This window comes from Thalassotalea sp. Y01, from assembly GCF_012932945.1.
Taxonomy (GTDB): Bacteria; Pseudomonadota; Gammaproteobacteria; order Enterobacterales; family Alteromonadaceae; genus Thalassotalea_A.
Genome location: NZ_JABBXG010000011.1, coordinates 83374 through 106966 on the forward strand (window position 1 = coordinate 83374; position 23593 = coordinate 106966).

The 23593-nt window shown below is 42.3% G+C and carries 29 protein-coding genes; 12 read left to right on the plus strand and 17 right to left on the minus strand.

The features are described from left to right. Window positions 1-10 precede the first annotated feature (10 nt). On the minus strand, window positions 11-628 hold the full coding sequence (locus HII16_RS14730; RefSeq protein ID WP_169131283.1) for a GDSL-type esterase/lipase family protein: 618 nt from the start codon (window positions 626-628) through the stop codon (window positions 11-13). A 151-nt stretch (window positions 629-779) separates the two neighbouring features. Between HII16_RS14730 and HII16_RS14735 the strand changes: the two genes are divergently transcribed. The 5 genes from HII16_RS14735 to HII16_RS14755 all read left to right on the plus strand — a co-directional run bounded on the left by HII16_RS14735 (window position 780) and on the right by HII16_RS14755 (window position 8118). Then, on the plus strand, window positions 780-3443 hold the full coding sequence (locus HII16_RS14735; RefSeq protein WP_348981430.1) for a TonB-dependent receptor: 2664 nt from the start codon (window positions 780-782) through the stop codon (window positions 3441-3443). Between the two features lie 106 nt (window positions 3444-3549). Next, complete coding sequence (locus HII16_RS14740) at window positions 3550-4587, plus strand: helix-turn-helix domain-containing protein (RefSeq protein WP_169131285.1); 1038 nt, start codon at window positions 3550-3552, stop codon at window positions 4585-4587. A 152-nt stretch (window positions 4588-4739) separates the two neighbouring features. Beyond that, window positions 4740-5375, plus strand: a complete 636-nt coding sequence (locus HII16_RS14745; protein WP_169131287.1) for a c-type cytochrome — start codon at window positions 4740-4742, stop codon at window positions 5373-5375. A 3-nt stretch (window positions 5376-5378) separates the two neighbouring features. Then, on the plus strand, window positions 5379-6620 hold the full coding sequence (locus HII16_RS14750; protein WP_169131289.1) for a cytochrome c peroxidase: 1242 nt from the start codon (window positions 5379-5381) through the stop codon (window positions 6618-6620). After that, complete coding sequence (locus HII16_RS14755; RefSeq protein WP_169131291.1) at window positions 6613-8118, plus strand: parallel beta-helix domain-containing protein; 1506 nt, start codon at window positions 6613-6615, stop codon at window positions 8116-8118. The genes HII16_RS14750 and HII16_RS14755 overlap by 8 nt, the downstream gene beginning before the upstream one ends. Before the next feature lie 170 nt (window positions 8119-8288). Here the strand turns inward: HII16_RS14755 and HII16_RS14760 are convergent, their stop codons facing one another. After that, the gene (locus tag HII16_RS14760; RefSeq protein WP_169131293.1) at window positions 8289-8846 is read right to left on the minus strand and encodes a GNAT family N-acetyltransferase; all 558 of its coding nucleotides are present in this window, start codon (window positions 8844-8846) and stop codon (window positions 8289-8291) included. A 97-nt stretch (window positions 8847-8943) separates the two neighbouring features. Between HII16_RS14760 and HII16_RS14765 the strand changes: the two genes are divergently transcribed. Genes HII16_RS14765 through HII16_RS14775 form a run of 3 tightly spaced genes read left to right on the plus strand, consistent with a single transcriptional unit; the run spans window position 8944 to window position 11529 of the window. Beyond that, window positions 8944-9612 carry an SDR family oxidoreductase gene (locus HII16_RS14765; protein ID WP_169131295.1) on the plus strand — a complete coding sequence of 223 codons (669 nt, stop codon included), beginning with the start codon at window positions 8944-8946 and terminating at the stop codon, window positions 9610-9612. A 35-nt stretch (window positions 9613-9647) separates the two neighbouring features. Beyond that, window positions 9648-11162 (plus strand): VCBS repeat-containing protein, encoded by a 1515-nt coding sequence (locus HII16_RS14770; RefSeq protein ID WP_169131297.1) that lies wholly within the window; start codon window positions 9648-9650, stop codon window positions 11160-11162. Between the two features lie 25 nt (window positions 11163-11187). Then, window positions 11188-11529, plus strand: a complete 342-nt coding sequence (locus HII16_RS14775) for an MGMT family protein (RefSeq protein WP_169131299.1) — start codon at window positions 11188-11190, stop codon at window positions 11527-11529. 53 nt (window positions 11530-11582) lie between these two features. Here the strand turns inward: HII16_RS14775 and HII16_RS14780 are convergent, their stop codons facing one another. After that, on the minus strand, window positions 11583-12179 hold the full coding sequence (locus tag HII16_RS14780) for a glutathione S-transferase family protein (protein WP_169131301.1): 597 nt from the start codon (window positions 12177-12179) through the stop codon (window positions 11583-11585). A gap of 184 nt (window positions 12180-12363) precedes the next feature. On the opposite strand from HII16_RS14780, the gene HII16_RS14785 reads away from it, so the two are divergent. Further along, on the plus strand, window positions 12364-12795 hold the full coding sequence (locus tag HII16_RS14785) for a hypothetical protein (RefSeq protein WP_169131303.1): 432 nt from the start codon (window positions 12364-12366) through the stop codon (window positions 12793-12795). A 76-nt stretch (window positions 12796-12871) separates the two neighbouring features. Here HII16_RS14785 and HII16_RS14790 read toward each other — a convergent pair whose 3' ends face one another. Beyond that, on the minus strand, window positions 12872-13123 hold the full coding sequence (locus HII16_RS14790; RefSeq protein WP_135439639.1) for a hypothetical protein: 252 nt from the start codon (window positions 13121-13123) through the stop codon (window positions 12872-12874). Window positions 13124-13192: 69 nt separating this feature from the next. On the opposite strand from HII16_RS14790, the gene HII16_RS14795 reads away from it, so the two are divergent. Next, window positions 13193-14002, plus strand: coding sequence for an alpha/beta fold hydrolase (locus tag HII16_RS14795; protein ID WP_169131305.1), 810 nt, complete (start codon window positions 13193-13195; stop codon window positions 14000-14002). Window positions 14003-14071: 69 nt separating this feature from the next. Here the strand turns inward: HII16_RS14795 and HII16_RS14800 are convergent, their stop codons facing one another. The 9 genes from HII16_RS14800 to HII16_RS14840 all read right to left on the minus strand — a co-directional run bounded on the left by HII16_RS14800 (window position 14072) and on the right by HII16_RS14840 (window position 18492). Beyond that, window positions 14072-14344 (minus strand): hypothetical protein, encoded by a 273-nt coding sequence (locus tag HII16_RS14800; RefSeq protein ID WP_169131307.1) that lies wholly within the window; start codon window positions 14342-14344, stop codon window positions 14072-14074. 56 nt (window positions 14345-14400) lie between these two features. Next, complete coding sequence (locus HII16_RS14805; protein WP_169131309.1) at window positions 14401-14805, minus strand: VOC family protein; 405 nt, start codon at window positions 14803-14805, stop codon at window positions 14401-14403. A 42-nt stretch (window positions 14806-14847) separates the two neighbouring features. Continuing rightward, complete coding sequence (locus HII16_RS14810) at window positions 14848-15471, minus strand: MarC family protein (protein ID WP_169131311.1); 624 nt, start codon at window positions 15469-15471, stop codon at window positions 14848-14850. Window positions 15472-15902: 431 nt separating this feature from the next. Continuing rightward, window positions 15903-16256 carry a hypothetical protein gene (locus tag HII16_RS14815; protein WP_169131313.1) on the minus strand — a complete coding sequence of 118 codons (354 nt, stop codon included), beginning with the start codon at window positions 16254-16256 and terminating at the stop codon, window positions 15903-15905. A gap of 37 nt (window positions 16257-16293) precedes the next feature. Then, on the minus strand, window positions 16294-16503 hold the full coding sequence (locus HII16_RS14820) for a GNAT family protein (protein WP_169131315.1): 210 nt from the start codon (window positions 16501-16503) through the stop codon (window positions 16294-16296). Further along, complete coding sequence (locus HII16_RS14825) at window positions 16496-16771, minus strand: GNAT family N-acetyltransferase (protein WP_169131317.1); 276 nt, start codon at window positions 16769-16771, stop codon at window positions 16496-16498. The genes HII16_RS14820 and HII16_RS14825 overlap by 8 nt, the downstream gene beginning before the upstream one ends. A gap of 25 nt (window positions 16772-16796) precedes the next feature. Beyond that, entirely contained in the window at window positions 16797-17084 is a 288-nt protein-coding gene (locus HII16_RS14830) for a hypothetical protein (protein WP_169131319.1), read from the minus strand. 64 nt (window positions 17085-17148) lie between these two features. Then, window positions 17149-17577, minus strand: coding sequence for a GNAT family N-acetyltransferase (locus HII16_RS14835; RefSeq protein WP_169131321.1), 429 nt, complete (start codon window positions 17575-17577; stop codon window positions 17149-17151). A 363-nt stretch (window positions 17578-17940) separates the two neighbouring features. Next, window positions 17941-18492: a GNAT family N-acetyltransferase gene (locus HII16_RS14840; RefSeq protein ID WP_169131322.1), complete on the minus strand. Its 552-nt coding sequence runs from the start codon at window positions 18490-18492 to the stop codon at window positions 17941-17943. 333 nt (window positions 18493-18825) lie between these two features. On the opposite strand from HII16_RS14840, the gene HII16_RS14845 reads away from it, so the two are divergent. Next, a complete protein-coding gene (locus HII16_RS14845) occupies window positions 18826-19065 on the plus strand; it encodes an RNA-binding protein (RefSeq protein ID WP_169131324.1) in 240 nt (79 codons plus the stop codon). A gap of 74 nt (window positions 19066-19139) precedes the next feature. Here HII16_RS14845 and yqfB read toward each other — a convergent pair whose 3' ends face one another. Further along, window positions 19140-19454 (minus strand): N(4)-acetylcytidine aminohydrolase, encoded by a 315-nt coding sequence (gene yqfB / locus HII16_RS14850; protein WP_169131326.1) that lies wholly within the window; start codon window positions 19452-19454, stop codon window positions 19140-19142. 262 nt (window positions 19455-19716) lie between these two features. Next, entirely contained in the window at window positions 19717-20172 is a 456-nt protein-coding gene (locus HII16_RS14855; protein ID WP_169131328.1) for an Hsp20 family protein, read from the minus strand. Window positions 20173-20423: 251 nt separating this feature from the next. On the opposite strand from HII16_RS14855, the gene HII16_RS14860 reads away from it, so the two are divergent. Further along, window positions 20424-21029, plus strand: coding sequence for a DUF924 family protein (locus HII16_RS14860; RefSeq protein WP_169131330.1), 606 nt, complete (start codon window positions 20424-20426; stop codon window positions 21027-21029). A gap of 106 nt (window positions 21030-21135) precedes the next feature. Here HII16_RS14860 and tpx read toward each other — a convergent pair whose 3' ends face one another. Both tpx and HII16_RS14870 read right to left on the minus strand, forming a co-directional pair. After that, window positions 21136-21735 (minus strand): thiol peroxidase, encoded by a 600-nt coding sequence (gene tpx / locus HII16_RS14865; protein ID WP_169131332.1) that lies wholly within the window; start codon window positions 21733-21735, stop codon window positions 21136-21138. Window positions 21736-21811: 76 nt separating this feature from the next. Then, window positions 21812-23458, minus strand: coding sequence for an amidohydrolase (locus tag HII16_RS14870; protein WP_169131334.1), 1647 nt, complete (start codon window positions 23456-23458; stop codon window positions 21812-21814). Between the last annotated feature and the right edge of the window lie 135 nt (window positions 23459-23593).

A 23593-nucleotide genomic window follows, 5' to 3' on the forward strand; every position in this document is an offset into this window, starting at 1 on the left:
GCGATTGGTTTTATAGCGCGCCATTATCTTGCATAAGCTGGTCAATGGCGTTCGCTAATGCTCGATAACCTTGTTTATTAAAGTGTACCGAATCAGATTTCATATCGGTATCGGTCATTAATTCGCGAATTATTTCGCCGTCGTAGGTTAACTGATATTGTTCGGCTAACTCACCATATAACGGTGCCGATTTAGAAAATAGTTTTTTAAGTGGCATACCCACCAAAATCACATCGATATTTTTGGCCTGAGCCATTTCAATCATTGCCGCAAGGTTTTGCTTGGTTTGCTTTAGGTTTTTATTGCGCAATATATCATTACCACCTTCAATCAGCACTAACACATCAACGGCGTGTGACTGCAGAAGATATGGCAGTCGTGCAACGCCTTGCTCGGTTAATTCGCCTGATACACCGGCATTAATCACTTCCCGGCCGGTTAATTCACTCAATATAGATGGGTAACTGTATTGCGTCTTAACCCCTACACCAGAGGTTAAGCTATCGCCAAAGGCTAAGATGGTTGCGCCATAACCAAGCGGCTTTAGACGAGCATCACTGCAAGCGCTTACAACAAACAGAATTAATAGAACAAATGCTTTGCTGTACTTTTGTGCAATATGTGTCATTTTTTCAACAGAAAATACTTTACAATCAATTAACATTTCTGGATTATAAGCCTATAAGAGTGGCAAAAACAATAATTCAAAAAAGCCTACTCAAGTCTATAAAAATAATAAAATTTTTAACAACAATAAAAATAATTTCTGGGGAATTATCGTGTCTGTGAAAACTAAATCCGCAGCAGGCAATGCACTATTTAGAAAATCAGTGCTTGCCAATACAGTCGCTGCCGCCATGGTGTTGTCTTCGTCTCAAGCTATCGCTCAAGAGCAAACAGAAGCAGAAGCTATAGATGATGTTATCGTCGTTACTGCACAAAAGCGTTCGCAAAATGTGATGAAGGTACCTGTTACCGTAGACACAGTTTCAGCGGAAACCATTAAAGAGTCAGGCTCTATCTTATTAAGTGATGTTGATAAGTTTATTCCAGGTTTTGATTTTTCAGACAGTAATATGACTCAGGCTGGTGTAACCATGCGTGGTGTCTCCAGCCCGAACATAAGTGTTGGTGGTGATCCATCATCAGCAACATTCTTCGATAACGTCTACATGCCGCGTGCAGCACAAAACGTGCTGTTTTCAGATATGCAACGCATTGAAGTACTGAAAGGCCCTCAAGGTACGTTATTTGGTAAGAATGCGGCGATGGGTGTGGTTAACATGGTGCCAAATGCACCACAGGAAGAATTCGATGCGTTCGTAAAAGGCACGTTCGGAACCGATAATCTGATGCGATTGGAAGGTATGGTGAACTTTTCACTAACCGATAATATCTATCTTCGCGCCAATGTTCTAACCAACGAGCAAGACGGCTTTATTGATAATATTACCCGCGCCGACTGGAACGAAGGCACTAAAACTTGGGATTTAGGCGCTCGCGACCATAATGCTGCTCGTGTGGCGATAAAGTGGGATGTCTCAGACCGAACCAATGTACAAGTCTCATATGATTGGGATGAGTTAGAGCAAGCGCCACCAATGGCGGTTGGTTTTAGTGAGTATGCTTATAAAGGCGGCTCTGACCCATTTGGTTCAAAACAAGAAAACGATGTACGTAAAGGTGTTGAGAGCCGTGATATGTACGCCGTAACGTTCAAATTAAACCACGAGTTTAACGACCAGTGGTCAATGATGTTTGTATCAAGTTATCGTGATTGGGATACAGTTAACCGTGAAGATGAAGATGGCACCGCGAACATCACCCGTTACCTTGATACCTCAAATAACGAAGACTCAGACATCTTCTATAACGAGTTGCAAATCAACTACAACACCGACCGTTTAAATTACGTTGGCGGTATCACCTACTCGAAAGAGGACGTATTTCAAGAGACTGAAATCTTCCTAACAGCCGATACCGTTGCACGCTTAGTCACTGGCGAATTGAATGGTCAGGTACGTGGCGAAGTGGGGAATCAAGTTGAGCAAGGCTTAGTTGAAGCAGGTTTAGTCGATGCCTTTGAAGGTGATTTAGACGCTGCCGCGGCATATGCCGCATGTTTACAGCAAGGTGCGCCGGATCCAACCGTGTGTATCGGTCAAATCAGCTTTGATGATGTGGTTGACGAAACTTATGCAGCATCTGGTCTAGAAATGGACCATATGTGGAACTCTGATGAATGGTCTGATGTATTAGTTGCATTGACCGGTGATAGTTCTCTAACACCTGAGTTTGTCGCAGCGACCGGTGACTTAACTTACATGATGGCGTCGGCGATGTTTAATGAGCCGCTGATCTTTGGGCCAAGTTTTTCTACCGGTCCAACAGGTATGTTCTGGTCGGAAAACTTTTTAAACTCAGGAGAGTTTACTAGCTACGGTATTTATTCTGACTTTGATTTTCAGTTAACGGACGCTTGGAACGTGTTTGCTGGCTTACGTTATTCGAAAGATGAAAAAGACTTTACTTGGGAAATTTTAGAGACACCGTTTGCTCAAATCATTCCAGGTGTAAGTAATGTGTTATTTGCACCGTTAGAGAAAACCTACGCCTCAGATTCTTGGGATAAGGTTACCGGTCGTATTGGTACCGGTTATCAGTTAAATGATGATCATATGGTGTTTGCATCATTTGCTACCGGTTATAAAGCCGGTGGTTATGACTCACTGAACCCAATTACCGATGACAACGGTAACGAACCATTTGAGCCTGAAGAGTCTGCTAACCTTGAGATTGGTTATAAAGGTGTGTTTGCTGACAGCGTGCGTATTACCGCGGCGTTTTATCATACCGAACTTGACGACCGTCAACGTAACATCGAATCAAAACCTCCTGGTCAAGCGCAAGCATTGCCAACGGTTGTCAACGAAGACTTGGTTATCGATGGTATTGAGCTAGGTGTTATTTGGGATATTACCGACACAATGACCTTTGGTGTGGTAACCGATTATCGTGAAAACGAAGTCGATACTGAAGAGTTCTATAATTCATCGGGTGATCTAATCCCGGCGATGAAGATTGATAATGAGTCAAATACCTCTTACACCTTAACGTTTGATTGGATGCCTGATCTTGGTTTTGGTGATACCAAATTACATATTGATTATGTATTTGTAGAGAATGAACGTGGTTTCTTCCCAGGTACACCTGATTGGGAACGTAACTTGCCTAACTACTTTGATGATCGCGAAGACTTAAATGCGCGCGCGTCTTGGATGAACAGCAGTGGTTCGTTAGAAATTGGTATCTGGGGTAAAAACCTGTTAGATAATCGTTACATTGAAGGCGCAGGCGGCCGTACCGCATCGGTCTTGGGTACACCGTTTGGTCGCGTAAATCGCGGCCTTGAATCTGGCGTAGATATCAAATACACATTCTAATTAATTAGAATTTAAGATAACGGCTAAGTTTGCTTAGCCGTTTTTTATTGTCTGTTTATTACTGGGCAAGTAAGATGGTTGTATAGCCACAACGATGTATTCTTAGATGACTGATTTTCCAACTTTTCTCGCTATCAGCGCGTTTGCATTAATGATCATGGTATTGGTGATACTGACGCCTTCAATGCGCGACAGCCAGCAGGTTCGCTGGTATGCCTTGCTAATGTTATCGGCAGCATTGTACCTATTGCCTGCCTTTTCGCCGATTAGCGAATATCCAACCTTGGCGTTTTTTATCGCCACCGTTAGCAATTTAATCCCCGGCATATTTTTATTGACTTCACTGAGCCTGTTCTCAGACAGACAAGAAATTAAATACTGGCATCTTGGCGTTGCCGCATTGCCTGCGATTATTTTATTACCAGCGCAAATTGCCAGTGTTAGCAGCATTGAAGATACATCATCGCTGTATTTTAGCGCCCGTATTGCTGCACTTATCGCTGACATTGGCTTAGTAACCTACGCCTTGTATGTGGCGATGAGCAATTGGCGTAATGATTTGGTACAAGCACGGCGTATGATTCGCGTCGCGGTGATCAGCGCCACCGGTTTATATATGTTTTTAGTGATCGTGCCAGGGCAGGTGTTTGCGGTGCATGGTGCCTGGCTAACCAGCTTGCAAATGTTATTACTGTGCGCTTTGTTATTATCAATTCATTACTTTTTGTTTAAAGCCAATGTATCGAGCTTATTCGAACCGCCGCAGCAACAAAGTCAGCCGATACCAAGCGCCATTGACAACGAAGATATCGCAGTGATTGAGCGAGCCATGAGTGACGATAAATTGTATCGACAGGAAGGGCTGACCATTGCCAGTTTAGCCAGTCATTGCCAAATCGTAGAATACAAACTTCGACAATTAATCAACGGTCAACTCGGCTATCGTAATTTTAATGACTTTTTAAACGGTTACCGTGTCAAAGAAGTGAGCCTGCGTTTACTGTTGGCCGAAGAGGCAAAAACGCCTATTTTAAGCATGGCATTAGACGCTGGGTTTCGCTCATTGAGTTCGTTTAATAAAGTATTTAAAGCGACTTATCAGATGACACCGTCAGAATATCGAAAAACACAAAATACTGATTAATACCCGTTAATCGGTTGATTAGTAGGCGTTTTAACAAATAAATCAGGGTAAATTTTAGAATCCGTCAGCTTTTTTCAAAAATACATAAGCTTTTTTGCCTACGCTTGATAAGGTAGTAACTCACTTATTGTCATTGTTGATTAGAAATTAATATGCATTCACGTATCCGTTCATCTTTATTGTTTACCGCGTTATTATCTATCGCATTTTCATCCGTTGCCGGCGATAGCGAAAACGGCAAAGCGTTATATCAGACTTGCGTAATGTGTCATGGTGATAAAGGTCAAGGCAATGATCAATTATATGCCCCAGCACTGGCTGGTCAATACGATTGGTATTTGCAGCGACAAATCAAACAATTCAAAACAAAGACTCGAGGTACCGCTGAAAATGACGTTACTGGTATGCAAATGCAAGCCATGGCGAATACCTTAAGCGATGATGCTGCAATCGCCGATGTCAGTGCTTACTTAGCGGCATTACCATCGCAAACCACGAGCGAAGAGATTGCAGATAGCAACCTGAAGAATGGTGAAAACAAATACAATGCAATTTGCGGTGCCTGTCATGGCGCAACGGCACAAGGCAATGAGGGCTTGAATGCGCCAAATTTAGCCATATTGTCGAGTCGGTATTTATTGGCGCAAACGCAAAAATTTCAGCAAAACCAGCGTGGCTATGATGCCAACGATAAATACGGCAAACAAATGAAGATGATGGCTGGCATGGTCAAAACCGAAGCCGATTTAAAAGACATCGTTGCGTTCATTAAGCAGCAAGGCAAATAAGTCATGCTGTCGCGTTTGTTAGCAGCCATATGGCTACCGTTATCGCTTACATGGTTTAGCTTGTACTCAATAAGCAGCGCTGCCAGTGACTTTAAGTTACGCAGTCAATGTCCACCAAGCTTTGAGAAAACCAGCGCCGGTGTATGTAAGTTACGTACCATGTATCAATTTTATGATTCAGTACAAGGGCGAGGCTTAGGCGGCACACAAACCAGCCTACCTGTTGCTCGAGATGGTTTCAGCCCAGAGAAAATTGACTTAGGTCGCTACTTATTTTTTGATCCGCTGTTATCCAAAGATGGCAGCGTGTCGTGTGCCAGTTGTCATCAACCAGACAAAGGTTTCGCCGATGGCATGGATCGTAGTATTGGCATTACCGGCGAGAAAGTATCGCGCAGTGCGCCAAGCCTTTGGAATGTAGCCTTTATCGATCGCTTTTTTTGGGATGGTCGCGCAACCACCTTAGAACAGCAAGCCATGGGACCATTGTTTGATCCCAAGGAGATGGGCAATACACCAGAAAAGCTAGTGGCTGACATTAGTGCTAACCCGGTATACAAAGCAATGTTCACTAAGGTGTTTGACGACAATAAAGTATCCGTTGCCAATATCTCCGAAGCCTTGGCGGCATTTCAAACCAGCTTAATTTCGCTCAATTCTCGCTATGATCAATATGCCCATGGTTATCATCAGGCACTTAGTGAAAACGAAATAAAAGGTCTCAATATTTTCCGCTCCTTTGTCGCTCGTTGCGCCGAATGCCATCAACCGCCATTGTTCACCAATAATCAAATTGCTGTTATTGGCACACCAGATCCTGAAGGCATGGCCTTTGATGTTGGCGCAGAAGCAACCTTTAATGACAAACGTAATCGCGGTGGATTTAAAGTGCCAACATTACGAAATATCGGTAAAACCGCGCCATATATGCATTCCGGAAAATTTGACTCGTTGAATGAAGCGACCGAGTTCTACAATAAAGGTCGTGGCCATGCGGTGCCAGAAGATGAAGAGCTATTAATTCACTGGCACATTTGGGAACCAAACCTGCGTCCAGAAGAAATTGATTTAATCGTTGAGTTTTTACATAGCCTCAACGACGAAAGTTTAACCCCACAATTGCCCGAAAGCCTACCTTCGGGACTGCCAGTTGTGGATCAAAAATACGCTGCGAATAAGCAGTTACAGCAACAATTACAACAACAAGAACAGCAAACAATAGAGGGTGAAGAAGACGATGAGTAAAGGCAAAATATTATCTGTTGTATTAATTGCCGCGGCATTCGGTGTCGGTAATTATTATGGCGGTTTAAATTCAAGCCCAGTGATCACTTCCTCAAGTGGTGGCGCAAGCTTTAGCGGTGGCTACGATAAATCACAAGATCTTGATGCAAGCGCTGAAGCCGTGCAACAAGTGCAAGGTGAAGTCCGTGTCGTTAATGATGGTGAATCCATTATGGCAGCGGTTAAAGCGGCGAACCCTGGTGATACCATTCAAGTGATGCCGGGCAAATATCACGAAACCGTGTATGTCGATAAAGAAGACATCAAAATTGTCGGTGTGATCAAAGAAGGCGCGCGTGCGACGATGGATGGCCAAGGCAAGCTTAATGACGCCATCTTGTATTCAGGAAATAACTTTGTCGTTGAAAACATGACCATCACTGGTTACAAAGGCAACGGTATTATGGGCCAAGCTGGTAATAACTTTATCATCCGAAATAACTTGATTGTAGATACCGGTGTCTATGGTATCTTCCCACAATTGGGTAAAAACGGTATCGTTGAGCACAATGTCATTTCGGGTATCGAAGACGCGGCCATCTATGTTGGTATGAGTGATAACATTCATGTAGCTCATAACGAAGTGTTTGACTCGGTTGCCGGTATTGAAATTGAAAACTCGCGTCATGCCATCGTTGAAAACAACTACGTGCATGACAACACCGGCGGTATTTTGGCATTTATTACCCCTGGACTACCGATTAAAACCACCTATGACGTGATCATTCGCAATAACTTTGTGGTTAACAATAATACCGAGAACTTCGCTATACCGGGTTCAACGGTAGCGATGATTCCAGCAGGCTCAGGCATTATCGTTTGGGCCGGTGATGACGTTATTATTGAAGGCAATATCATCAGTAATAACAAAACCGGTGGTATTTTGGTATCCGATCATAACTCGTTTGGTGCGGGCTCAAATGATCCAGAATCTGAACCAAACCCAGATCGTATCATGATTTTGGATAACTTTATGATGAATAACGGTTATGACACTATCGATGAAGTCAAAGCGTTATTGGCGATTGAGTTAAAAGGCTCTGATCAGGCAGATATCATCAAAGTCGGTGGTGGTGTAGACAGCTGTATCATTAACCGTCATCGTTATACCACAGCCGGTGTTAGCGATTGGAAAGAGTGTGACTTTACCAACACCAAGAATATTGAAACCTATCTGTTAGACAAGCCAGTTGCACCACGTAAGATTGATCCAAGCGAACGCGGTAAAATCGCTTACCTTGGTATTTGTACTGGCTGTCATACCTACACAGATCGTATGATTGGTCCACCGGTAAATATCATTCAAGCATTATATATGGATAACCCGCAAGGTTTGGCGGACTACATTGCCAATCCAACCAAAAAGCGCGAAGATTACCCTGAAATGCCACCGCAAAACTACCTTGATGAAGGTACCCGTTTAGCGGTTGCTGAATACATGCTGAAAACATCTAACTAGTTGATATAGAAATATAAAAAGCCAGAGCGTTGCTCTGGCTTTTTTGTTTTAAGACGATGGCATTGTGCTGTAATTGGCTGCTTTAATTAGCCGCGTTTATTGGTTGTTCTTATTTAGGTTAGGCCAGACTTACCAAAGCAGCCGTCGTAAACAAGCTAACGCCAATACAGTTACACCTCGTGTCGATAATTTGGATTTACTTCACCGTATATTAAGGTGTTGTGCCAGACATCGTTAATGCGGTATTCCTGTCGCATCATGCCTTCGCGTTGTAAGCCAATATTTTCCATCACTTTCCAACTGCCAGTATTGGTTTCATTGCAATAGGCGGTGACCCGTCGCAAGTTCAAACGATCAAACAAGTACTGCTTAATGGCTTTCGCACCTTCGCTGGCATAGCCTTGGCGTTTATGGTGTTTTGAAATCATGTAACCAAGTTCGGCATTTTGACTGTTTTTACAAATCATTCGCACCGAAAAACAACCTATCGGCTCGCCGCTGGTTTTATCAATGCCAATCATCGATGACCATTTCATTTCTTCACCACGAAAGGGTTCAAGGAACTCTACAAACCAGGATTTGATCTGTTCATCGGATTGCGGCTCTTTAATGTGCAACATTTGCTCTGGATCAGATTGCATACTATAGACAAATGGCCAGTCACTTTGACACGTTGTACGGATCAGCAATCGATCAGTTTCCAATGTGGTTAATTTATAATTTTCCATAATTAGATTTGCTTGGTGATTTGTTAATAAGATATTACATTTGTTTTATGATCTCACGTAAACTTTACTGCATAATGGAACAAACAAGGATATTAAAGTGCCGAAAAATATAGTCATTACGGGCGCCAATCGTGGTATTGGTTTGCAATTGACCAAGCAATACGTCAACCAAGGCTGTCATGTATACGCCGTTTGCCGACAAGCTAGCGACGAACTAAATCAGCTGACCAATGTCGAAGTCATTAGTGGTATCGATGTCACCGATAGCGCCTGCCTGAGCGATTTAGCCTCTGCATTACAAGGCATAGCTATTGATGTATTGATCAATAATGCCGGTATTTTACGTAATGAAACCTTAACGGATTTTAATAATCAAACCATTGTTGAGCAGTTTTTGGTTAATGCGTTAGCATCGTTAAATGTATGCCAACACTTGTTGGCTAACTTGTCATCAGGCAGCAAGATTGCGCTTGTCACCTCGCGTATGGGCTCTATTGCTGATAATGGCTCGGGTGGTCGTTATGGTTATCGCATGAGTAAAGCGGCGTTAAACGCTGGTGCGGTGTCACTGGCGAAAGATTTAGCCGCTGACGGTGTCGCGGTGGGGATTTATCATCCCGGTTATGTGCAAACAGATATGACCGCAGGGCGAGGTGATATTGTGCCTGAGCAAGCAGCTGAACGAATCGCTGGGCTGATTGCACGCTTAGATATGAACAATAGCGGTGTGTTTTATCATTCCAATGGTGATATTTTGCCTTGGTAATTACAGAATAAGCAAATTATAGAGAGAGCTTAACTATGCATTTTCGTCGAATTTTATGGGTAATGGCGACGGCAACATTGTTTTCGGGCGAGTTGGCGGCAAGGGATTCTTTTAGTTTCGGCCAATACCAAATCAATGCGCCGTTTAATATTTCGCAAGAGCCAATTCGTGCCAATTTAACGGACAACCCAGGTAAAGAGTTGTTATTGATTGGTGAAAAAGACGGTGAATCTCGCCTTGCTATGTTTGTCTTCAATGACGTAATTGAAAACTACGTGATGCAATTTGATATTGCTCTGGATAAGGCCTATTTCGCTTACGATGTCAGTGATGAACAAACATCTGCGGAAAAAATGCAGTCTTTGTATTTTCTTGCCAGCAATAAAGTCTCGCGTTTTGTGTTAGCTAAAGAGCCACAGTTTGTGGATGTTGCTGAGGTAAGTTCGATTTACATAAATCACGACGCCAAATATTTAAAACAATCTGACTTTGTTAAAGATATCAATGACGATGGTTTAGACGACGTGGTTTTAATGGACTTTACCAAGCTTAATATCTATTTACAAAAAGCGGATAAGCAATTTGTCTCGCAACAATTAGCGATTACACCTACTGTCGAAATTTTCGAAAGCTCAGTAAGCTATACTGAGAAACCGTATTATTTAGTCGACATGAACTTTGACGGTCGTAAGGATGTGGTCTTGCCAGGCGAAGGCGTTCTCGATGTTTACAGTCAAAACGAGCAGGGCAGTTTTGCTGACAGTGCTACCTCCATTACCCTTCACCCAAGCATTACTGCCATAAATTGGTGGGATGCCCGTGGTGCCGACGGTAAAAACCTTGACCAAAGTGACTTTGCCCATCACACCATAGATGATTTACGCGATATCGATAATGACGGTGTTGCCGATTTGATTGTACGTTATACGCAAAGCGCTGGCGTGCTCGATAAAAGCAACGACTATGAAGTCTATCTTGGCCGCCAAAAAGACCAACAAGTTATTTATCAACAAAAAGCCGATACCGCGATTAAATCAGATGGTACGCTGGCGCAGTTGGACTTTATCGATGTTGATAATGATGAACGACAAGAGGTTATGGCATCCAGTTTTGATATTTCCGTATCGCAAGTCGTTAGTGCTTTATTGACAGGCAGTGTTGACCAACAAGTATTGATTTTTGCCCTTGATAAGAACCTGAAATATCAACAACAATTTGAAGACGAAGTGGAATTAAAGTTCAGTCTGTCATCGGGAAAAAGTGGCTCACCTGTTATTGAACTGGCTGATTTAGATGGCGATGGTGCCAAAGAACTTATCCTTTCAGAGGAAGATCATCAGCTGAAAATCTTTGCTGGTAGCAAGCAGGGTAAGTTACTCACTGATTCTTATCAAACCGTGAAAATCCATTTACCCAAAAATGGCGTTCTACTAAGCTCTGATGACATCAATATGGATGGTCGCTCGGAACTTATGGTACGCTATAGCAGCGAGGACAATGACGATGGTGAAAATCGTCAAAACCGTTTATTGGTGTTGCACCTAAAATAACCGCTGTAGATAAGTAGATTGGTTGATGTCCGCTGATAACTACCAACGTATTTGGCAAACCGTGCTGGCTGTACCCAAAGGAAAGGTCGCCAGCTATGGACAAATAGCTGATTTAGCTGGCTTACCGGGGCGTGCCCGTCTAGTTGGTAAAGCCCTAGGTCATGCACCCAAAGCGATGAATGTGCCGTGGTATCGGATCATCAACTCACAAGGCAAAATATCTCTTCCCAAAGGCAGCGAAGGCTTTGAGCGACAAAAAAACTTACTGATAGATGAAGGTGTGGTGGTGCTTAATGGCCGTATTAAGCTTAAAGACTTTGCCTGGCAACCGGATCTTAGTGAACTGCTATTCCATCTTAAATTTTAGGCTTAGTTTTAAGTTTAAGTTTAATCCGCTTTTAACCCACCTTTAACCCACATTTAGCCCATTGCGACAAAACCCGGTAGTTGTTGCACTCGAGATATCCAAGCGCGAATTTTCGGGTACGGCCTCAAGTCAAAGCCACCTTCATGGGCAACGTGGGTATACGCGAATAAGGAAATGTCAGCAATAGAGTACTGATTATCAACGAAGAACACCTGTTGCGCTAAGTGCTTCTCCATCACATCCAAAGCCTTATATCCTCCGTTTTGTTTTTGCAGATATTCGCGCTTTCGAGCGTTCGGCAAACCTAAATATTTCTTAATAAAACGTGCCACAGCGATGTAAGGTTCGTGCGAATATTGCTCAAAAAATTGCCACTGCAGCACTTGTGCTTTGCTCAAACGGGCGTTAGGTAATAATCGGCTATTGGCGGCTAAGTAGTTCAATATGGCGTTAGATTCGCTCAAGTACTCACCGGGCGCTATCTCAAGTAGCGGAATTTTTCCGTTGGCATTTTTGCCAAGAAACGCCTCGGATTGGGTATCACCACCTAAAATATCCACATCACACCATTGGTAGTCGATGTTAAGGTTGGCACACAAAAGCTGAATCTTATAACAGTTACCGGATTGTTTATCGCCATATAGTTTCATGCGTTTCCCTATTTGCGTTAATTCTTTAAAACAGTTAATTACCTAATCTTTATACCTTTTATCGCTAATATTCTAAAGCAAAAGACTCGCATATTTAGTTTTTTGTACTATGGTTTAATTTGTTTAACGCAAGGTAGTAGCATGTTGTAAGGAAGCTCTTGCAAAATCATTAAAGGAAAGTGTAATGAAAATTAAGTCCATAATAACTATGCTGGCTGCAGTTGCGGTATTAATGACCGGCGCGGTAAATGCTGAAGGCAAGCGCTACGATAAAGCTGTTAGCTGGAAAAACGTTGTGAAAATTGATTTTAAGCCTGGCAAACGCGGCGCAGCGCTGAAAATTATCAAAGAGTATTATCGTCCAGCGACTGAGAAAGCTGGTACCAATGCGCCAGAAATGATTCTTGAGTTGCAAACTGGTGACTATGACTTGCTTGTGGTTTGGCACATGAAAGGTGGCATCAATGATATGACTTGGGAGACCAACCCTGAGCAAAAACAATGGCGCGCCGCGTTAAATGAAATAGCTGGCAGTGAAGAAAAAGCCAAAGAAATTTTAGATGAATACATTAGCTATGTTCATCATGCGGAAAGCCAAGTTGCAATCACTCGCTAGTATCTATCTGGTGATGTGAACAAGCTAAAACAAAAATGAATACGCCACTAAAAGCCCGCTAATGCGGGCTTTTTTATTATTTACAAATGGCTTTGTTACCAATGATTTTAAACGCGGGAGTGCCTCTGACCAATGTGTCTCGGGCAAATTGAGTGTGACAGTTTGGGCATATGCCAGGTTCTTGAGTATGGTCGTCGACGATACGTTCTTTAAAGCATTTCACTAAACCACCTTTACCGCCTTTCTTGTATTTATACAGCAAGGTTTTGCATTTATTACAGAGAATATCGACACTTTTGCTAGGCAGTTTCTTATTCGGTTTTGCCATATCCAAACCACAAACAAAGATTTATACTATGTATTCTATCTTAATGTTGACCACATTACCGAGTATTCAATGCAACCAGAAAAACCACAACCAGACAAGCACAATCACCACAAATTTCCTGGTGTGTATATCTCGGGAAATGGTCCTGCGGTGGTGATGCTGCACAGCTCGTTAAGTTCAGCTAGGCAATGGCGCGTGTTAGAACAAGCACTAGCGATTAATTTTACGTGCATCAATTTTGATCTACTCGGATATGGAACCGCACCAGAGGTTGAGAATAAGGCTGCTTATTCACTGGCAACGGAAACCTCCCGGATCTTAGATGTTGTCGAACAGCTAATTGGTGACCAGCCATTTCATTTGGTCGGTCATTCTTTTGGGGGCGCAACCGCGTTAAAAATTGCCGTAGAAAATCACAGCAGAATTTTAAGTTTGTCTTTGTATGAGCCGGTGGCATTTCATTTGTTGAAACCAGGTACTGAGGCCAGAGCCATGGTTGATGAATTTGCCCAACAAGTGTCGCAACTGGATCACTATAAAGGCGCAGAGCATTTTACCGATGTTTGGAATCGTCCCGGCTTTTTCAAAAGCTTACCGCAAAAAATGCAGGCGCTCATGGCTGCCAATATTGATAAGGTCAACTTAGATTTTATTGGTTTGATTGGCGAGCGTTATCAAGCCGCTGATTACGGTGCCATTAACGCCCGGACTCTGCTAATTTGTGGGCGGCACTCACCAATAAAAGCCCATAGAATAATTGAAATTCTTGACGCATCATTAGCTAACGTAAACAAGGTTGTTATTGACGCTGGGCATATGGGACCGGTGACCAAGCCTGAACTTGTCGCTGAATTAATGCTCAGTAATATTAATCAGTAAAACAGCAAATAGCGCAACGCCAAATTCACACACCACTCTAACGGCCGAAAGTGATAAATTATCAGCGATTTATTCGATGATACCTTGCAACCTTTGTTGTGATAACTGCTGTTGTGATAACAGCAAAAGTAACAGCGCGGCAATAAGCGACAGCGAGCCGAGTAAGGTAAACACTGTTGGATAGCTTGCCAAATCTGCCGACATCAACAGCGATAGGCCAAATAGTACCCGTATCGCGATATCTGCGTAACGGGTGAGTGCGGTATTTAGCAATGTTGGCATCACCAATAATAAAACCTTGGGCAAAATCGCAGATATGGCGCACATCATGATCATAGCCATGCATATTTACTAAATTGTACTTTGCCAGAGTTTGTATTCCATTGTTAATGCAAGATTTATTCGCGGATATCTACCCGCCAAGGTGGATTAAGACGGTTTTCACCCGCCCAATACAGCTTAATTTTATTACCCGACGGATCATATAATATCGCTTCACGCCAAAGGTAGCGTTGATCTGTTGGCAGTTGTGCAAAAACAATATCGCGTTGTTGCAGTTTTGCTACCCATTGGTCTAATTGTTCGTGCTCAAAATAGATTACCGCACCACTGCCTGCAGAGGCTTGTTGTATTGACTGCTCTGGTGAATCTTCTAATGATAAAGAAAATGTCGCGTCACCGTCAGGGCATTGAAAGCGCGCATAGTGGGGCGTATCAACAATTTGCGTGAACCCTAAAGTGCGGTAAAAGTCTGTCGCCCGCAGCATATCGTTTACGGGCAATGTTACTTGATTTAAATTCACTAATAATCCCTTCGATTATCGTTTAATAATTCAATCGGCTACTTATGCTGCCATCGGGGTATTCACCACCGCGGTGACGCCAGTGATGAGCATTTGTACGCCAATGACCGTTAAAATTAACCCCATCAATCGAGTGACGATGCCAAGCCCGTTTTCTCCGACGAGCAAAATGATTTTTGAACTGAAGATAAAACAAAAAAAGGTAATCACGCATAACGCCAAAAACACCACAATGGTAATGGATATTTCCAACCAGCCGCCTGACGCGGAATAGTTCATTGCCGTGGCAATGGTGCCAGGTCCGGCAAGCAAAGGCACTGCCAGTGGCGATACCGAGATATCCGAATCTGCACTTTCGTCGGAGGTGTGCATACTAGAGCTTTTGCCTTGCAACATGTGATAGCCCACCAGAAACACCAAAATACCACCGGCAATGCGTAACGCCGGAATGGTGATGCCAAACAGGTGAAAAATAGATTTGCCCAACAAGCAAAACATTAGGATGATGCTAAAAGTAATAAACAATGATTTTAACGCGGAGTTGGTTTGCTGCTGCTTGTTCATGCCGCCGGTCAAGCCCGCGAATACTGCGGTATTCGCTATCGGGTTCATAATGGCAAAAAATGCCATAAATACGGTCAAGGCATGTTCAATTAGAGTGCTCATATCAACTCAACCTATTCGTTGTTATTGCTACGCTTTTCAGATAACAAGCTAGTTTAAGCGAGACGCCTAATTACCACTATGTTGGGCGTCACAGTGTTGTTCTGTGTCGTAAAATACATGCTGTTTGATGCTTTTTATTTGAATGTTTAAGCCCTTCAGCTGTCGTTCGATAAGTGTTAGCAAGGCTTGATTTTCATCGAATTGAAGATAGCGCTGAAGATTATCATTAGTGTCAAACACGCAAAACACTTTTAGACTCTCAGGGAAGTCATTATAGTTAACAATATGAGTTAAGCATTGAAAACCATTCAACTTTTTAATGCTTGTTCACATACCTCTGTGAGGACAAGACGCAAGCTGTTATCGATTTTTTTATCTGACTTACGCATGTGTTTATACCGCGCAGGGCATAATCACTTTATCAATTACCATTATTGTGTCTCATCACAGTGCACCTTTTCTTTGCTAACGGTAATCACCACTCGCTTGGTAATTTCATTGCTGGTAACGTAACCGCAGGAGCCTTTATGTTTAAAACCAGCAGCTTTGAAACGGTATTTATAGGTGCCGTCCTCTTGCTTAATATCGTAGTACAAGGCATTGTTGCCATCTATGGCGATAGGGGCAAAATCCAAGCGGCTATTTGGCAGTTTCACTTCAGCACGCTCTAATGTCTCGCCTGACTGATTAATGATGGTGATCTTAGGCATGATTGAGAAGCTGGCGTAATACAAGGTGATTAAAACAATGATCACGCAGAGAATAGGTTTGAAATATCGATTCATATCAAAGTCGTTTGGGTTGAAAAATAATTAGACTTGCTTATATCTTAGCGGTATCGCTGCACAAAAGGGAAAATACTTTAAGATCATGGTATTTACCTCGCCATTTACCATGTTCTCTGAGTATGCCATCACAACGAAAGCCGAGTTTTTCTAATACCACCTCAGATGCGCGGTTACTCAGCATTACGTAAGCTTCAATTTTATTGACGTACTTGGCGCAGTCGGTTGAAAACGTATAATCAATCACTGCTCTTTTCAAAGCGGTTAATACCGCAGCCATCGATAAATTCATTGCTAACTTTATCGCGAATAGCCCAGCGCACGCCTTGCCGTTGCGCAAACCGCTTGGTGTCGGCTTTAATAAGGTCGACCGCTTCACTAATGTCGCTAAAATGCAGATCATAATATTCAGTGACCGCAGCATCACAAAATAAGGAAAATATTGAATCAGCGTCTTGCAATTGCTGTTCGTTTAACAAAAGTCTGTCGGTTTTTATTATCGGGAAACTATTCATTTTATTCTTTGGTTTTGCTAACTCTTTATTTATAAAGATTTTCGGTGGCTTTGCTAAGCTCAGCGTTCGGTAAAAATTGATCGCTGATGGTTAAAATTGAGTGCAGGTTATTGGTTAATTTATCTAACTCAATGGCTCCCGGTTTGAGCGCGGTTTGCAGTAAATGAATGGCCATATCTGCAAGCAAAATACGTTGCTTTTCGAGCCATTGTGCATCGCCTTTGGTTGCCGGATTGGCCAGGTAGTTGGTTTCGACTAGATCATGCATTTGCCAACTGTTGGCGATAAGTTGTTGTCGTTGATTATCATTCATAGACGTTGCCTTTAAAACGATGTCTTTTATTTATACAGTAATTTTTATGTAGCTATCAGTGTGGCTAGCCGGGAAACTTGAGCCGCAGTACTTGCTGGTCTGTTGGCTGGTGATGTTTCTCTTCGATTTGCCTAAAGCCATAGTCAGCGTAAAATTTTCGGCCGATGACATTTTTTGTAAACACTTCGACTTCGAGCTTACCATGAAGCTCGCGCGCTTTATCCATTAGCGCTTTACCTAACCCTTTACCATGAAAGCTGGGCTGCAAAAATATCGCGCCAACTTCGTTGCCCATAAGTGCGATAAAGCCAACAACGTTAGCGTCAATTTCGAGCACCCAAGTGTCAGTATTTGGCAAATAGATGTTTGCTACATTACTGCGCTCTTGGGCGATAAATTCGTCACTCATGAACTCATGGGCAAGACGTGTTGCCACCTCCCAAGAATCTAACACAGCCTGTAAATCAGCATCCGTGTATTGTCGTATGTGCATTGCGGTACATTCCTTATTGTGCGTTAGCCAGTGTCTCGGTTTCGAGAATACTGCTGAGTAAATCAGGTCACCATTCAGGTTTAAAGCATTGCCTTTGCTGGCATTGCAGGTCTGTTAATGACCACCATTGCCATTTTTGTATGGTACTTTTTTCTTCTGCTGTCCATTGTGCGGCGAAAACCGCACTGGAAGATGAGCAACAGACTAAAAAGTATTGCTCCAACCATTTAGCAGGCACCGATTGCGCAACGGCAAAAATATCTTGGTTTTATTTTAATAGCTTGCCAATGGTATTACTGAGGCAAGTTTCTTCATAAAGCTCTCTTTGGGCGGCATCGCTTATATCTTTATTTAATAATGAGTTTAAATTTGTAAAACTTGAGGCTTAACGAAACGACTTAATACACTGCCAAATAGATGGCTATACATGTCGTCTACTTCACATTTACTAATGCTACCGCCGTATATTAACATTTCCAGCTTCTCTCCTGGTTCCTTAACGATAAAACCTGAGGAGTTAAAGCCGTTTTTTTGATAAAAAGCTCGACGCTTGAGGCGTTGTTGATAGTTGTTTGCGTGCTCATCAAGCGGCTGAATATTTAATACGATGCGCTTTTGTGGGTTTGTTTGTTTTAACTTGTTCATAACTTGGCTGCCATAACCGTTAGAGCGACAGGCTGCTGATATGGCAATAAACTGCACAAATATAATGTCTTTATATTCGGTAAAATAGATCAAGCCAACCCAAGCCTCATTTGAATAGAGAGTGCTAAAGCCTTGTTTGCCGTTTCTCAGCTTATAACGCAAAAACCAGGCAGGTATATGCCGCGCTTCGGGAAACGCGCTTTTATAAAGGTCTATAACCTCTGAATAATTGGCATCTAATTTTGACAGGGGGCTTAGGGTAATACTCATTTTGTTGACTCTTCTCGCTGAACAGATTTAGCCGTTTATATTTATAAAGCCAATTGAATATACTAATAACGTCGCATTAATAAACACATCATCGTCATCTTATAAGCAGTGCCACAGCAATGCAGGCAGATTAAAACTCTGTGCCCCTGCTTACCTATTAAGTGTGCCAAAAGGTGCCGTGAAACGAAAGCTAAATACGAGAAATAGCGTTATTTTACAGCTCGTTAGTATGGTTGTTTATCTCAAACGACGACTTCTTTTCACAAATACATGCTTTGCCAATCAAAAAGTATGAGACAATACGGTCTGTAATCTAATCCTACATGGCTCATTATGAAACTTTTAGTTCGTAACCTCGCACGCACAACAACAGAACAAGAAATCCGTATTTTGTTTGCTACTCATGGCAAGGTCACCCAATGTGACTTAGTGCTCGATCAAGAAACCGGAAAATCAAAGGGCTTTGCCTTTGTTGAAATGCCAGATGACAGTGAGGCCAAAGCCGCACTTTCAGCCTTGCATGAAAGCAGAGTGGCAAAGAATAAAATTAGAGTGAAAGTCGCTCAAAATTAAGTTAGAAGCACCGATAAATCAAAGATAAAAACAGATAAACAATATTCACGTTGAGTGTTGTTTATCTGTTGACGTTATTTGATTAAGCTATATGAGATGACAAATAAGTTATTGTTATTACCGTATATGCTGCGAATAACGGACTTCAATTCGGCTAATGTCATGTTTTCTTGGTTAGCGTGAAAATCGCTTAACTGATCAAAGTGAATAGGGTGAACGGAATTGATTTTTAAGGCACAAAACCAACGACCGTCTTCATGGGTAGATACTTGAACGATTGAGTTTGGTTGGTAGTCTTTTTCCGCTTCATCACGTATGGTAATGGTCTTTCTGCCGGACAAAATATCAGCTTCAAATCGCTCAAAAAAGGTTATTTCTGATAGGCTCATATATTTCTCCAACATCTTAAGTGCCTCACTATAGTTTAGTTAGGGTTTATTGGGCTCTGCAATACACGCAATTAAAAATTCGTTGTCATAGTCTTCAATATTGATTCACTAATACGATTAATCATGTTTCATACATTATTGATTCTTCGTTAACGAAGGGCTAAAAAAAGCCCCGCGTGAAGCGGGGGAAAAACAATAAATGGGAGATTTAATGGCCTCACGCACTATGAAAACGTGAGGACTTTTGCGAGCAGATCAGACCTTATTCAGCGTTGGCTTCCAGTAAGCTTTTGCCGTTGATGGCAATTTTTCGAGGCTTAAGTGCTTCTGGTACTTCACGCACAAGGTCGATGTGCAACAAGCCGTTTTCCATAAAGGCGTTAACCACTTTTACGTGATCCGCTAATTGGAATTTGCGTTCAAAGTTGCGCTCTGCGATACCCTGGTATAAGAAAGTTCGTTTTTCGTCATCTTTACTTTCTTTGTTACCGGTTACCGTTAATGAATTTTCGTGTGATTCTAAGTCCAACTCGGCTTCAACGAATCCAGCAACGGCCATGGTAATACGATATTTATCGTCGGCAATTGATTCGATGTTGTACGGTGGATAAGAAGGTTGTTTTTCAGCTCGGCTGGCTTTATCCATTAAACTGGCTAGGCGCTCGGCACCGATGAATGAACGATAAAGTGGGCTGAAATCATTAGAAATAGTTCGCATAATCATATCCTCTTATAGCAATATGTAGTTAAAACATTCGAGCGTTTTACGAATGTTGAGTTTGCCTTTCACAATTGAACAGGCGCTTAATGTAGACCCTAATCTATTTAGCGGTCTGGTTTGCAGTCCCTTTATGGCGACTACAATTAATTAATAAGGTCAGCTATTTTGTTTTCAAGTGAAAATAATGAAATAATTTAATGTTTTTAATTAAGTCATTGTTAATAAAGTAAAAATAAGTGTGAAAAATTATGTCATCAAACATGGAAAAAGTCATAGAGTTCTGGTTTGGCGAAATAAAAGACCAATTATCCGCCGATGAAAAGCAACAATTGTGGTATCAATCGACGCCAGAACAAGATAAACAAATACGTCAGCAATTTGAGCATTTGTATGAGCAAGCCTGTCAGGGAGCACTGGATGCTTGGCAACGAACCGCCAAAGGATGTATGGCGTTGATCATTTTATTGGATCAAATGCCACGCAATATGTATCGCGGCACTAAACAAGCGTTTATGAGTGATCATGTGGCATTAAAAGTTTGCCTACATGGCCTAGAACAGGGTTTTGACCGTCAACTGCATTTGGTCGAGCGCTGCTTTTTTTATCATCCGCTAGAGCACAGTGAAGAGCTTAAATACCAAGAGTTATGTGTGGTTGAGTTTGAGCGATTACATCAGGTCTATCAGGGGGATGCGCAACAAATGTTTATTCGCAATGGCCTCGATTTTGCCATCAAACATCGAGATATCATCGCTGAGTTTGGCCGTTTCCCACACCGTAACAAGGTGTTAGAGCGAGATTCGTCTGCGGCGGAGCTAGAATATCTAAAACATGGGCCAAGTTTTGGTCAGTAATGGGCTTGCTGCGGTTTTTTAAGGTTTATTCATAGCAATAATAAACGCCATTATCTGCAGAGATAATGGCGTTTTTTTGTTTGCTTTGCCGCAAGGCATCAAGTGATTAGATAGGTAAGTCACTTTGCGCCGATTCTTTTGCCGCGCGCAGTGCTTTGTCGTAATCCGGGTGATTAGAGATATCCGGCACAAGCTCTTTATAAACGATTTTACCGCGACCGTTAATAACGAATATAGAGCGGCTTAATAAACCCATATCTTTGATGATCAAGCCGTATTTCTCACCAAAATCATGCCATACAGAGTCTGAAAATACCTTCAATGCTTCAACGCCTTCGGTATTACAAAAACGTTTTTGTGCGAAAGGTAAATCAGCGCTGATGGTTAGAACCACAACGTTTTCTGGTAAATTGCCAACTTCTTCATTAAAGCGTTTGGTTTGCAATGAGCAAACGCCGGTATCTAGGCTTGGTACTGCGGAAATTAATACCGTAAGACCTTTAAAATCGGTAAGTGAAATTTTATTGAATCGTTCATCTACCACGTCAAAATTTGGTGCATCGTAACCGGTATATAGTTGTTTGCCGAGCAATGTGATTGGCTTACCACCGGCGACAACTAAGCCGACGGTTTCTTTTTGTTCAAAGGCAATAGCCGATGAAGCGACGATAGCGCCACCAAGAATAAGAGATAATAGTTTTTTCATAATTCTGCCTGTTAGCTTTTTTATCAATGGTAATGGCATCAATCAGTTAATGCCAGTACAAACACGGTAATGGCGTTTAAAACGATACTTTTTGACCATTTACGTAGGTATCAAGCACCTTGGTTTGCCATATTTTTTCTGGCGCGACCTTAAAGATATCTTGGTCAATTAAAATGAAGTCTGCTTTTTTACCCGCTTCAATACTGCCAAGTAGAGTTTCTTGATGACCAGCATAGGCAGCGCCCATGGTAAAACTGTTAAAGGCTTCGGTTAAGGTCATACCTTCGTTGATGTACCAGCCATTTTCGGGTTGGTTTTGTTGGTCTTGGCGAGTCACTGACGCGTGTAAGCCAAAGAATGGGTTTGGGTATTCAACCGGGAAATCCGAACCAGCAGCAATAACAACACCATTATCGATTAACGTGCGCCATGCATAGGCGCCCTTGATGCGTATACTGCCAACTCTATCTTCTGCCATGTTCTTATCGGATGTGGCGTGGGTGGCTTGCATTGAAGCGATGATATTGTTGTCAGCAAAGCGTTTTATATCGTCGAGCTGCAACACTTGTGCATGTTCAACACGGTGACGTAATGCCGAAGTCTTGGTTTGTTTGATCAAGGTTTCGTAGTTGTCTAGCACCAGCTTATTGGCGTTATCACCAATGGCATGGGTATTAACTTGAAAGCCAGCTTCCATAGACGCTTTGATAAGTTTTGTTAGATCGAACGGATCGTGAAGTAATAAACCTTTGTGGTGCGGCTTATCGCTATAATCTTCAATTAAGGCGGCACCGCGGCTACCCAAGGCGCCATCGGCACTGATTTTAACGCTGTGCACTGCCAGCATATCATCGCCGCTGCGGTAATGACCTTTGGCCATTTGTTGGCGCCACTGTGGGTCGGTAACATCCAACATGGCATTGATGCGAATAACCATTTCGTTGTCATCGGTAAGAGCTTTAAAGGCGTCTAAATTATCACTGTAAATACCAGCATCATGAACACTGGTTAATCCAACCGAGGCAAGAGAACGCATGGCAATTTTTAAGGCATGTTGCACTTCTTCATCGTTCAGTGTTGGGATTTTGCTGTAGATAAGCGACATCGCATTATCAATAAATACGCCGCTTGGATTACCGTCGCTATCGCGAACGATTTCACCACCTTCTATTTCTTTGGTGTCTTTATCGATACCTGCCAACTCCATTGCTTTAGAGTTAACCCAAATAGCATGGCCATCAACGCGGCCTAACACCACAGGTTTCTCGTCTATAACTTTGTCTAAGCTAGCTGCAGTCGGGAATTGTTTGTTGGGCCATTGTACTTGGTTCCAACCACGCCCTTGTAGCCATGATAAAGCTTTGTTTTTATTTGCATATTCGCTGATAATCGCCACAGCATCTTGTTCTGATTTGGTGCTCATCAAATCAGCTCGCAGCAAACTTAAACCGTAATTTAGGACATGTCCATGCGCATCAATTAACCCTGGTAACATGGTTTTTTGTTGACCATCAATGATCGTCATATCACCTTTAGCGGGTAACACATCGCCTTGCTTGTATACCGTTTTGATGATGTCATCTTTGTACTTTACGGCGTGAAATTGTACCAACGCACCCGCTTCCATGGTGTAGCCATTGACGTTTTTAATGAGCGTGGTTTGCGCGAACAGATTGGCGCTAAACAAACACGCGCTAGCCAATAATAGAGGTGATAATTTCATGGTCATTTCCCTTATGGTTTTTAATTATGTTAGCAACAAACCCTAGTTAGGGAAACAAAAAAGTCATAAGCTGTTCAACAGCTTATGACTTGATCTACAAGGTATAACGGGGGCTCTACTGAAACGTTAATAGCG

Bases quoted from the DNA above. Each gene is read 5' to 3' on its own strand.
- HII16_RS14730 (WP_169131283.1), bottom strand. From the start codon at position 628: ATGACACATATTGCACAAAAGTACAGCAAAGCATTTGTTCTATTAATT.
- HII16_RS14740 (WP_169131285.1), top strand. From the start codon at position 3,550: ATGACTGATTTTCCAACTTTTCTCGCTATCAGCGCGTTTGCATTAATG.
- HII16_RS14745 (WP_169131287.1), top strand. From the start codon at position 4,740: ATGCATTCACGTATCCGTTCATCTTTATTGTTTACCGCGTTATTATCT.
- HII16_RS14750 (WP_169131289.1), top strand. From the start codon at position 5,379: ATGCTGTCGCGTTTGTTAGCAGCCATATGGCTACCGTTATCGCTTACA.
- HII16_RS14755 (WP_169131291.1), top strand. From the start codon at position 6,613: ATGAGTAAAGGCAAAATATTATCTGTTGTATTAATTGCCGCGGCATTC.
- HII16_RS14760 (WP_169131293.1), bottom strand. From the start codon at position 8,846: ATGGAAAATTATAAATTAACCACATTGGAAACTGATCGATTGCTGATC.
- HII16_RS14770 (WP_169131297.1), top strand. From the start codon at position 9,648: ATGCATTTTCGTCGAATTTTATGGGTAATGGCGACGGCAACATTGTTT.
- HII16_RS14775 (WP_169131299.1), top strand. From the start codon at position 11,188: ATGTCCGCTGATAACTACCAACGTATTTGGCAAACCGTGCTGGCTGTA.
- HII16_RS14780 (WP_169131301.1), bottom strand. From the start codon at position 12,179: ATGAAACTATATGGCGATAAACAATCCGGTAACTGTTATAAGATTCAG.
- HII16_RS14785 (WP_169131303.1), top strand. From the start codon at position 12,364: ATGAAAATTAAGTCCATAATAACTATGCTGGCTGCAGTTGCGGTATTA.
- HII16_RS14790 (WP_135439639.1), bottom strand. From the start codon at position 13,123: ATGGCAAAACCGAATAAGAAACTGCCTAGCAAAAGTGTCGATATTCTC.
- HII16_RS14795 (WP_169131305.1), top strand. From the start codon at position 13,193: ATGCAACCAGAAAAACCACAACCAGACAAGCACAATCACCACAAATTT.
- HII16_RS14800 (WP_169131307.1), bottom strand. From the start codon at position 14,344: ATGGCTATGATCATGATGTGCGCCATATCTGCGATTTTGCCCAAGGTT.
- HII16_RS14810 (WP_169131311.1), bottom strand. From the start codon at position 15,471: ATGAGCACTCTAATTGAACATGCCTTGACCGTATTTATGGCATTTTTT.
- HII16_RS14815 (WP_169131313.1), bottom strand. From the start codon at position 16,256: ATGAATCGATATTTCAAACCTATTCTCTGCGTGATCATTGTTTTAATC.
- HII16_RS14825 (WP_169131317.1), bottom strand. From the start codon at position 16,771: ATGAATAGTTTCCCGATAATAAAAACCGACAGACTTTTGTTAAACGAA.
- HII16_RS14830 (WP_169131319.1), bottom strand. From the start codon at position 17,084: ATGAATGATAATCAACGACAACAACTTATCGCCAACAGTTGGCAAATG.
- HII16_RS14835 (WP_169131321.1), bottom strand. From the start codon at position 17,577: ATGCACATACGACAATACACGGATGCTGATTTACAGGCTGTGTTAGAT.
- HII16_RS14840 (WP_169131322.1), bottom strand. From the start codon at position 18,492: ATGAGTATTACCCTAAGCCCCCTGTCAAAATTAGATGCCAATTATTCA.
- HII16_RS14845 (WP_169131324.1), top strand. From the start codon at position 18,826: ATGAAACTTTTAGTTCGTAACCTCGCACGCACAACAACAGAACAAGAA.
- yqfB (WP_169131326.1), bottom strand. From the start codon at position 19,454: ATGAGCCTATCAGAAATAACCTTTTTTGAGCGATTTGAAGCTGATATT.
- HII16_RS14855 (WP_169131328.1), bottom strand. From the start codon at position 20,172: ATGCGAACTATTTCTAATGATTTCAGCCCACTTTATCGTTCATTCATC.
- HII16_RS14860 (WP_169131330.1), top strand. From the start codon at position 20,424: ATGTCATCAAACATGGAAAAAGTCATAGAGTTCTGGTTTGGCGAAATA.
- tpx (WP_169131332.1), bottom strand. From the start codon at position 21,735: ATGAAAAAACTATTATCTCTTATTCTTGGTGGCGCTATCGTCGCTTCA.
- HII16_RS14870 (WP_169131334.1), bottom strand. From the start codon at position 23,458: ATGAAATTATCACCTCTATTATTGGCTAGCGCGTGTTTGTTTAGCGCC.